Annotated in this window: 4 protein-coding genes; all 4 read left to right on the top strand. The window is 45.2% G+C overall.

Going from position 1 to position 11161, the window contains the following annotated elements; genetic code table 11:
• Positions 1 to 8 precede the first annotated feature (8 nt).
• Genes addB through OCV47_RS05475 form a run of 4 tightly spaced genes read left to right on the top strand, consistent with a single transcriptional unit; the run spans position 9 to position 11150 of the window.
• Complete coding sequence (gene addB, locus OCV47_RS05490; RefSeq protein WP_262654246.1) at positions 9 to 3443, top strand: helicase-exonuclease AddAB subunit AddB; 3435 nt, start codon at positions 9 to 11, stop codon at positions 3441 to 3443.
• Positions 3421 to 7047 (top strand): helicase-exonuclease AddAB subunit AddA, encoded by a 3627-nt coding sequence (gene addA / locus OCV47_RS05485; protein ID WP_262654245.1) that lies wholly within the window; start codon positions 3421 to 3423, stop codon positions 7045 to 7047. Before addB ends, addA begins: the two co-directional genes overlap by 23 nt.
• On the top strand, positions 7016 to 10003 hold the full coding sequence (locus tag OCV47_RS05480; protein WP_262654244.1) for a YfhO family protein: 2988 nt from the start codon (positions 7016 to 7018) through the stop codon (positions 10001 to 10003). The genes addA and OCV47_RS05480 overlap by 32 nt, the downstream gene beginning before the upstream one ends.
• Entirely contained in the window at positions 9981 to 11150 is a 1170-nt protein-coding gene (locus tag OCV47_RS05475; RefSeq protein WP_262654243.1) for an aminotransferase class I/II-fold pyridoxal phosphate-dependent enzyme, read from the top strand. Before OCV47_RS05480 ends, OCV47_RS05475 begins: the two co-directional genes overlap by 23 nt.
• Positions 11151 to 11161 lie beyond the last annotated feature (11 nt).

Raw genomic sequence — 11161 nt, 5'->3', positions numbered from 1 at the left:
AGGAAGGTATGTCCCTTCAGCTAATTTTAGGTAATTCCGGCAGCGGAAAATCCTATGAATTGTATAAGAACATTATAACAGCTTCGGTTCAGTCACCAGGAACAAAGTTCCTGGTGATTGTGCCGGAGCAATTTACTATGCAGACACAGAAAGAACTGGTGCGTCTGCATCCGAAAAAAGGTATTATTAATATTGACATTTTAAGTTTTCAGCGATTGGCTCACCGTATTTTTGAAGAGGTGGGAGCTGACCGCAGAACAGTACTGGAAGACACCGGAAAGACACTGATGCTGCGCAGGGCGGCAGCCAGACACCGGGACGAGCTACGGGTATTAAAAGGCAATCTGAATAAAAAAGGTTATCTGGCTCAGATTAAGTCGATGATATCCGAATTTGCCCAGTACGATATTGATCAGGAGAAGATGGAAAGAATGCTGGAGGCCGGGAAGGAACGGCCTCAGCTTTATTATAAATTAAAAGACCTGGATATTCTTTATCGTGGATTCCAGGAAGAACTGGCAGGAAAATACATTACAGCAGAAGAGACCCTGGACGCATTGTGCCAGATAGCAGACCAGTCAGAGATCCTGAAAGGCTGTGTGATTGCGCTGGATGGCTTTACCGGCTTTACCCCAATTCAGCAAAAACTTCTGAAAGAACTGCTGGTATTGGCAAAAGAAGTATATGTGACAGTGACCATAGACAGCAGAGAGGAGTTTTTCCGCATCTATGGAGAACATGAGTTGTTTTATCTGAGCAAGAAGACAATCCGCACGTTAAGCCATATGGCAGAAGAATGTGGGTGTGAGATCCTGGAACCACAGATTTTGACAGGAAAGCCGCTGCCAAGATTCCAAAACAGTCAGGAACTGGGCTTCCTGGAGAACAGGATCTTTCGAAGAAGAAAGGGAAAAGTCTGGAATCCTTCTGGAAAGAAGGAAGATATCAGTATTCATATGGCGGCCAATCCGATGCAGGAGTCTCATTATGTGGGGCGCAGCATACGAAAACTGATCCGGGAAGGCTATCGTTATCAGGAAATCGCCATTATAACCGGTGATATGGAGGTATATGGAGATATACTGCCCCATGTATTTCAGGAATATGAAATTCCGATTTTCATGGACAGCAGAAGAACAGTATCTACCAATCCCTATATTGAGCTGCTTCGTGCAGTACTGGATCTGGCGAGACAGGATGTGATGGTACCGGGAATTTTTCGTGTCCTGCGGACAGGCCTGTGTGGACTGATACCAGAAGAAGTAGATTTACTGGAAAATTATGTGCTGGCTGCCGGTATGAAAAGCCACAGCCGATGGAAGAAGCCATTTGACTGGATTCCGGATGGATTTCTTCAGGAAGATCTGGATCGTTGTGAAGAAATGCGGCAGCAGATTATGGAACCACTGGAGACTGCAAGAACAGTGCTGCGATCCGGGAAGACAACTGTATTGGAAAAGACAAAAGAACTGTATCAGCTTGGGGTACTATTTGGCATACAGCATCAGCTGGCTGAGTATGTGTCCATGTTTGAAAAAGAGGGACGACAGGATCTGCAGAAAGAGTATGACCAGGTATATCAGCTGGTGATAGATCTTTTTGATAAGATTGTGGAACTGCTGGGGAAAGAAACATTGCCTTTACAGGAGTATACGGAACTGCTGGAGACTGGATTTGAAGAACTGAGAGTAGGCATTATACCGCCAACTATGGACCGGGTTCAGATCGGCGATATAGAGCGAACACGTCTGAAAGATATCCGGGTTCTGTTTTTTATGGGATTAAATGATGGATGGGTGCCGAAAAGCGGCAGTGGCGGAGGAATTCTGTCAGAGATGGAACGGGAGACACTGGAGGCATCCAGAGTAGAACTGGCTCCCACTGCAAGAGAAGAAAGCTATATTCAAAAGTTCTATTTGTACCAGAATCTGACAAAGCCATCGGAAAAGCTGTATCTGTCTTTCTGCAAAGGAAATGCAGACGGCGCATCCATGCGGCCGTCTTATGTGATTCGAACCGTAATGCGTCTGTTCCCGGATATGACCGTAACAGATGAAGATTATGCAGATGGCATTGTGGAACGTTCTGTGACACCTGAGACTGGAATCACATTGCTGGCAGACGGGCTGCAAAAGATCCGGGAAGAATATCCATCCGGGGAATGGATGGAATTGTATCAGTGGTACCGCAGTAGCGATAAATGGCAGAAACAGGCAGAAAACCTGGTTCACGCTGCGTTTCTCAGGTTTGAAGAAAGTGGAATCAGTAAGGCAGCTGCCAGAAAGCTATATGGAGAAATGCTCAGCAACAGTGTCAGCAGACTGGAAAAGTTTGCATCCTGCGCATTTGCGCATTTCCTGCAATACGGACTGCAGCTGAAAGAACGTCAGGAATATGAATTCCATCCAGTGGATATGGGAACCATTACCCATCGAATGATTGAACTGTTTTCCAGAAAAGTGGAACAGGAAGAAGGCGGATGGGAAGGAATGACGGAAGAAGTCCGTGACCGGATTATGGATGAGTGCGTGGATCAGGCAGCAGAAGAATATGGGCATCAGATTTTGCATAGCAGTGCCAGAAATGAATTTATGATCGAACGGCTCAGACGAATACTGAGAAGGACAGCCTGGGCTCTGCAGAAACAGATCCTGGCAGGACAGTTCCGGCCGGCAGGCATAGAAGTCTCTTTTTCTCAGGTAGCAGATCTGGATGCTGTAAATCTGGCGCTGTCAGATGAAGAAAAAATGAGACTGAAGGGGAAAATTGACCGGATTGATGTCTGTGAAAAAGAGCAGGAAGTCTATATTAAAGTGATCGATTATAAGTCTGGGAACAAATCCTTTGATCTGGTGGCACTGTATTATGGTTTGCAGCTGCAGCTGGTGGTATATTTAAATGCTGCAATGGAAATGGAACAACGGATTCACCGTGATAAAGAGATCGTTCCAGCCGGAATTTTCTATTACCATGTAAAAGATCCGATGCTGACCGGAAAGGAAACAGCCAGTCCGGAGCAGATCCGGCAGGAAATCCTGAAAGAACTGAAGGTGAGCGGTCTGGTAAATGAGGAGCCAAAGGTATACCGGGAAATGGATCAGTATTTCTCTGGCAGTTCTGACCTGATACCAGTGGCAGAAAATAAAGATGGAAGTCTGTCAAAACGGTCAAAAACAGTGAAAAAAGAACAGTTTCATATACTCTCAGATTTTGTACAGGAAAAGATGAAAGAACTGGGAAGACGGATGCTGGACGGAGAGATTGTAGCAGTTCCTTTTGAGAGAAAAACGCAGACCGGCTGTGATTACTGTATTTATCGTTCTATTTGCAGAATGGATAAAAAAATGCCGGGTACACATTACCACAGGTTAAAGGAATATTCCGAAGAAATGATATGGAAACAGATGGAGAGTCAGAAAAATGGGAACGAACTGGACCAGTGAACAGAAATTAGTCATTGATTTAAGAGACTGCAATATTTTGGTTTCGGCAGCAGCAGGATCCGGAAAAACAGCAGTATTGGTGGAACGGATTCTGGAATTGCTGATGGATGAACAGCATCCGGCAGAGATTGACCGGATGCTGATTGTAACATTTACCAATGCAGCAGCAGGAGAGATGCGGGACCGTATCAGGGAACGTCTGGAAGAACAGGCGGAAGCAGAGGAGGATCCGGGTATGCAGGAACATCTGCAGCGTCAGATAGCCCTGCTTCCGAATGCACAGATTTCAACGATCCACAGCTTTTGTCAGTATGTGATCCGTAATTATTTTCATACAATTGACCTGGATCCGGATTTTCGCATTGCAGATGACGGAGAGCAGAAGCTTTTGCAAAGCGATGTACTGGCTCAGCTGCTGGAAGAAAAATACGCAGAAAAAACAGAGGCATTTCTTCATATGGTGGAGTGTGTGGCAACGGGAAGAAGTGATCAGGTACTGGATGAGACGATCCTGCAGCTTTACCAGTTTTCCATGAGTTTTCCATGGCCAGAGGAATGGCTGGAAGCGTGTTGCAGTGCCTATGAAGCAGAAAGCGTGCAGCAGTTTTTTCAGATGGACTGGATCAGAAAGCTGGTTGAGATCCTGAATGTGCAGCAACAGGATATGCTTCATATGGCACAGAGGGCTCTGGAGATCTGCCATCAGGCAGAGGGACCATATATGTATGAGAGTGCTATCGAAGATGACCTTGCGCAGCTGGAACTGCTGACTGGAATTTGGGACTATCAGGAATATAGCAGTGCAATCAATAGAATTCAAAAATGGAAAACACTCTCTTCCAAAAAAGATGAACAGGTAGATCCGCAACTCAGAGATAAGGTGAAAAATCTTCGGGATGAGTATAAGAAAAATATAGGGAAACTGAAAGAAACCTATTTTTATACCACACCGGAGCAGATCTACCGGCAGATGAGGGCCTGTGCACCGATGATGGAACAGCTGCTGGATCTGACGACGGAGTTCTCCAGAAGATATGAAGAAGAAAAACGAAGAAGGAATCTCTGCGATTTCCATGATCTGGAGCATCTGGCGTTGAAGATTCTGGTGGAAAGAAAAGACGGGAACAGTCAGCGTACCCAGGCAGCCAGGGATCTTGCAGATTACTTTCAGCAGATCATGATCGATGAATATCAGGACAGCAACCTGGTACAGGAGATGATTCTTACCAGTATTTCCGGGGAATCGGACGGAAGGTACAACCTGTTTATGGTGGGAGATGTGAAACAGAGTATTTATCGTTTCCGGCTGGCCCGGCCAGAGCTGTTCATGGAGAAATATGCAACCTATTCTCTGACAGAAGGGCATCACCGACGTGTGGATCTTCATAAGAACTTCCGAAGCAGACATCAGGTGCTGGACAGCGTAAATGGAATTTTTGAAAAGATCATGGATACGGATCTGGGAAAAGTGGCATATGATGATGCGGCAAGACTCTACCCGGGAGCAGTTTTTGAATTGGGACCGGAAGAAAAAAATTTTTCCTCTGAATTGCTGCTGCTGGATCTACAGGAGGAAGAAGGAGAAGAATCAGAAGAAACAGCACGGGAGCTGGAAGCGCGGATGATTGGAAACCGGATACTGGAGCTGGCAGGAAATCAGCCAGTCTGGGATAAAACGATAAAATCCTACCGCCCGGCTCAGTTTGGTGATATCGTGATTTTACTGCGTACCATTACCGGGTGGGCAGAGGATTTTGCAAAAATATTGGGAAAAATGGGAATACCGGTATTTGCCGGAGCAAGAAACGGATATTTTTCTGCTCCGGAGGTTCAGACAATGCTGGCACTTCTGACCATTATCGACAATCCGTGTCAGGATATTCCATTAACTGCAGTTCTGTATTCTCCTATTGGAGGACTGACGGCAGAACAGCTGGCAGAATTGAAAAGCAGCAGTCAGGGGAAACCATTCTGGCAGGTTTGCCAGGAAGCAGATGAATTACAGCCATTTTTTGCTATGCTGAAACGGTTCCGAAAAAAAGCGGTGTATACACCAATGCAGGAACTGTTGTGGGAACTGCTGGATGAAACTGGATATCTGTCCTATGTATCGGCCATGCCTGCAGGAAAGCAGAGAAAGGCAAACCTGGAAATGCTGTTGGAAAAAGCAACTTTATACGAGGCAGGAAGCTATCATGGGCTGTATCATTTTGTGCGTTACATGGATAATCTGCGTAAATATGAAGTGGACTTTGGCGAGGCACCAATCGGCGGGGAAGAAGCTCATATGGTACGGATCATGAGCATTCATAAAAGTAAGGGACTGGAATTCCCAATTGTATTTGCAGCCGGTATGGGGAAGAATCTGAACCAGAGTGATGCACAGAGCGCATTTGTCACCCATATGGATCTGGGAATCGGGTGTGATGTTACAGATCCGGTTCTACGTGTCAGTGGAAGTACATTGTTTAAGAATTTTATCAAGATGCAGATTCGTAACGAGAATCTGGGAGAAGAAATGAGGGTGCTGTATGTGGCACTTACCAGAGCAAAAGAAAAACTGATTGTGACCTGTGGGACAGAAAATCTGGATAAAAAGCTGGAAAAATGGGAAGGAAGAATACAGGGAGAGCAGAAAAAACTTTCCTATACCGACCGGATACAGGCAAAGTCAGACTGTGACTGGATCATGCCGGTCCTTTTGACAAAAGAAGGACAGAGTATACAGATACAGCGTTATCAGGTGGCGGATCTTCTGGAGCAGGAAGCACAGCGGCAGACGGAGTATCTGATTCAGGAACAGGAACTGCTGCAGTTCCCTGAAAGTACACATCCTGACCCGGCGGCCTGGAAGCAGCTGGAAGAACAGCTGACCTTCCGGTATCCATATGAAGCAACCTCACAGATTCCGAGTAAGGTCAGTGTCTCAGAGGTGAAAAAAAGAAGTATGGAAGAACTTCTGGAGGAGAGCCAAATACTGTATGAACCGGGAGAAGAAAAAGAAAAACCAGATCAGGAAGAGGTGATCGTGCCGCATTTCCTGCAGGAAGAGACGGCGCTTACCGGCGCAGGACGCGGAACCATTTATCATAAGATTATGGAAAATATTGATCTGGGACATACGGTGCAGGAGGAACTGAACCGCATGACGGAAAAAGGAATTCTGACGGAAAAAGAGTTGGAATGTGTGAATACAGAGAAATTGGTACGGTTTCACAAGTCGAAGCTTGGACGCCGTATGGCGCAGGCACAGAAAAAGGGATGTCTGTATCGGGAGCAGCAGTTTGTGATGGAGATATCAGCTGCAGATATCCATCCAGAATGGGATGCCGGAGAAAGGATTCTGATGCAGGGAATCATAGATGCCTATTTTATAGAAGAAAATCAGATTGTGCTGGTGGATTACAAGACAGATTTTGTGAAATTTCAAGAAGCCTCTTCCCTCTATGAAAAATATAGGGTACAATTAGGCTGTTATAAAAACGCATTAGAAACGCTGACGGATTATCCGGTAAAAGAGATACTGATTTATTCCTTCTGCCTGGACCGTGAGCTGACAGGAAGTGAAAAGAATGGAAACATATGTAAAAAAACTGATGCATAATCAGGGAATCCGCTATATCTTTTTTGGCGGCTGTACCACAATGGTGAATCTGGTAAGTTACTGGATCTTCCGTAACCTGATTCACATAGACGTAACCAGGGCGAATTTTTTCGCAATTGCCCTGTCAATTTTATTTGCCTATGTGGTAAACAAACAGTTTGTATTTGAAAGCAAAACGACTGGTTATCTGGCACTGCTGAAGGAGATGGGACAGTTCATCGGTATGCGGCTGCTCACCATGTTCATAGAGATCTTTGGAGTGGTCATGTTCTGCTGCGTGTGGAATATGCAGGATATGATCGCAAAGCTGATTATTCAGGTAGTGGTACTGGTATTGAATTTTGTATTCAGTAAGCTGATTGTGTTTAGAACAGTGGATGCTGTTTTCACACGGGAAGAATTGCAGCAGAAAAAAGTGAGAAAATGGTGTGCCGGACTGGGATTTGCGATTCCGGCGCTGACCGTTTTGATTGCTTATATTGTGAATGGGGTTTATCCATTTGGAGATCATGGGGGACTGATCATTGACTCGCTGCACCAGTATCTTCCGTTCTTTACGGATTTTCATGATAAGCTGGTGAACAGCCAGTCCCTGACCTGGTCTTTTGGAGGCGGTCTGGGATACAATATGTGGGCAGTCTTTGCGTATTATCTGGCCAGTCCTTTGAATCTTCTGATTACAGCCGTTTCATCTGAACATGTGATGGATTTTATGGCATATCTGATTCTGCTGAAGATTGCGCTGACCGGAGGCATTTTTGGATGGTATCTGTCTCAGAGAGAGGGGGATCAGGACTATTTCCCAGTTGCGTTTGCCTGCATGTATGCGCTTTCTGCATTCATGATCGGATATTACTTTAATGTGATGTGGCTGGACAGCATTATGGTGCTGCCGCTGGTGATGCTGGGTATCGAGAAGATTGTGGCAGGAGAGAAGGGAAGTATGTATGCCCTGGCACTGCTTTATGGACTTTATTGCAATTATTATATTGGCTATATGCTCTGTCTGTTTGCCTGCCTGTATTTCCTGGTATTGTGGATTGGAGCCAAGAAGTTTGAGGTGAAGAAGTTTCTGGGAACAGGTGTGAAATTTACCTGGTTTTCATTGCTGGCAGGGGGAATGGCAGCAATGGTTTTGCTGCCGGCTTACCTGAATCTGGGGATTACCGAATCAGCTGACAGCAGTTTCCCGGATAAGATTAAGTTTTACACAGATGGAATTGCCCAGATGACTGGACATTTTGCACTGGTGGAACCGATTAATATCTATGATGACCAGTCTGGGGTTAATATTTATTGTGGTGTGATTGTGCTGATTCTGGTAGTACTTTATCTGCTGGATCAGGAGCTGCGTCTTTCTGAGCGGGTAGCGAAGCTGTTGCTGCTGGGACTGCTGGCACTGAGTATGAACTTTAATATGCTGAATTATATCTGGCATGGATTTCATGTGCAGAATGGTCTGCCAAACCGGTTTGCTTTTCTGTATATAGCACTTTTGCTGACCATGGGATTTGATGCCATACGGCACATCAGGAAGATGAAGGCATGGAAGATTATGCTGTCCTGGCTGGCCGCTATTCTCTTTACAGCATATTGTATGGTGGCACAGGAGGGTGAGCGGGAATGGTATGTTTATATGGTTACCCTGCTTTTGCTGGTACTGTATGGCATTCTGCTTCTCTGGTACCACGAAAGTGAACGAAGAACCCATCTGGCAAAATGTGTGCTGACCAGCGTGCTGGCAGCAGAGATGGCGGTTACCGGAATCTATGGTATCTGTATGAATGGAACCGTGGGACGGAGCACTTATGTGGATGAACAGATTGCTTATAAGAAGCTGGTCGGTGAATATGATCAGACAGATGATTTTTACCGCAGCGAGATTGACAGTCAGAGAATGCGAAATGAAAATATGTTCATGGGAGCAAATGGTGTGGTGCTGTTTTCTTCTACCATGCCGGAAGCAACTGTGAATCTGTGCCGGAGCATTGGCATGGAGGCCAGAACAAATAAAGATGGATATAATGGCATGACAAAGCTGTTCAATGATGTCTTTGGTGTGCGATATCTGGTATCCAGAAAAGGATCGGATACACTGTACCAGATGACACAGGAAGGCTATGAAGAACCTCTCTATCTGTATAAGAATAACCAGGCACTGTCACTGGGATTCATGGTGTCATCTGAGATCAGGAACTGGAACATTTACAGTAACCAGACAGCAATGGAGATTCAGGCTCAGTTTGCACAGCTGGCGACTGGGGTACCGTTTGCGTATACACTGAGAGAAGCCTATTCACTGGAAGAGGGACCGACTTATATCATCCGTCTCCACCCGGGAGAACAGACGTATATTGAATTCACAGAAAATGTGAAGAGCGTGACGATCAAGACGCCACAGAGTGAAAAGACTGTGAATAATTATACAAAGAATCTGTTTAATCTGGGTACTGTAACAGAAGAGGGAGAGAACAGCAAGGCGAATATTACAATTACGTATAAAGATAACCAGAGCAGTCCGGTACCGGTAAGAGTATATACCTGCAGTGATGAGGAGTATCAGGAGGTTTATCAGAAGCTGGCAGCCAATCAGATGGAGCATGTGGTGGAAGAAGGCAACCATGTCAGTGGAGAAATTCAGGTGGATCAGGCAGGTACATTGTTGCTGACGATTCCATATGATGAAGGATGGACCGTGAAGGTAGATGGGGAGAATGTATCCACCTATCGTGTGGGAGATGCACTGACCGGGGTAGATCTGACAGAAGGAAGCCATCAGATTGAGATGAATTTCACCCCATCCGGACTGGATGTGGGCAGTCTGATCAGTATCGTGTGCATCGCACTTTTTCTGTTTAGTGCAATGCTGGAGCAATACAGCCAGAAAAAGAAAGAACAGAAAAAACAGGAAGAGACAGAAGGAGAGACAGAAAATGAAGCTTACATTTTCGGATAAAACGGAAATGTTCGGAGAGGGCATTTTTGCGTTATTAAATGAGAAGAAAAACGAAATGGTAAAAGAAGGAAAGAAGATTTACAATCTTTCGGTTGGAACGCCAGATTTTGAGCCTCCTGAGCATATCAGGAAAGCGGTGGCAGAAGCGGCATTAAAACCGGAAAATTATAAATATTCCCTGACAGATCTGCCGGAGCTGACAGAAGCTATGCAGAGCTTTTATCAGAAACGATTTGGAGTACAGCTGGAAAAAAATGAAATTATGTCCATGAATGGATCCCAGGAGGGAATGACACATTTTGCCTGGGCACTTTGCAATCCTGGTGATGTGGTACTGGTGCCAAATCCTGGATATCCGATTTTTAAGATCGGACCAGAACTGTGCGATGCAGTGACAGTGGAATATCCATTGTATGAAAAGAATAATTTCCTTCCAAAGCTGGAAGATATTCCAGAAGAAACAGCCAGAAAAGCAAGATTTATGGTGGTGAGTTATCCGTCCAATCCAGTATGCTCAGCAGCAGATGACTGCTTCTATCAGGAGCTGATTGCGTTTGCAAAAAAATATGATATTATGATACTTCATGATAACGCTTATTCTGATATCGTGTTTGATGGAAAAAAAGGTGGTTCTTTCCTGCAGTATGAAGGCGCAAAGGAAGTAGGAGTGGAATTTTATTCCCTGTCCAAGTCTTTTAACTATACCGGTGCAAGAGTGTCATTCTGTGTGGGAAATGCACAGATTGTGGAGAAATTCAGGACGATCCGTTCACAGATTGATTACGGAATTTTCTATCCGGTTCAGTATGGAGCAATTGCCGCACTGACTGGTCCACAGGACAGTGTTGCAGAGCAGTGTAAAAAATACGAAAGAAGAAGCCGTACTTTGTGCAGAGGATTATCACAGATCGGATGGAAAGTGAAAGATACACAGGGTACGATGTTTGTGTGGGCACCATTGCCGGAAGGCTTCCACAATTCCAACGAATTCTGTATGGAATTGATGGAAAAAAGTGGCGTAATCTGTACACCAGGCAGCAGTTTTGGAAGTCTGGGAGAAGGATATGTACGTTTTGCGCTGGTTCTGCCGGAGAAAGAACTCCAGGCAGCTGTGGAAAGTATTCGTAAGAGTGGAATCCTGAATTGAAAGGGGAACAG

This window comes from Muricoprocola aceti, assembly GCF_025567005.1.
In the GTDB taxonomy this organism is placed as follows: Bacteria; Bacillota; Clostridia; order Lachnospirales; family Lachnospiraceae; genus Marvinbryantia; species Marvinbryantia aceti.
This window is presented reverse-complemented; position numbering and strand designations above follow the sequence as displayed.

Bases quoted from the DNA above. Each gene is read 5' to 3' on its own strand.
- addB (WP_262654246.1), top strand. From the start codon at position 9: ATGTCCCTTCAGCTAATTTTAGGTAATTCCGGCAGCGGAAAATCCTAT.
- addA (WP_262654245.1), top strand. From the start codon at position 3,421: ATGGGAACGAACTGGACCAGTGAACAGAAATTAGTCATTGATTTAAGA.
- OCV47_RS05480 (WP_262654244.1), top strand. From the start codon at position 7,016: ATGGAAACATATGTAAAAAAACTGATGCATAATCAGGGAATCCGCTAT.
- OCV47_RS05475 (WP_262654243.1), top strand. From the start codon at position 9,981: ATGAAGCTTACATTTTCGGATAAAACGGAAATGTTCGGAGAGGGCATT.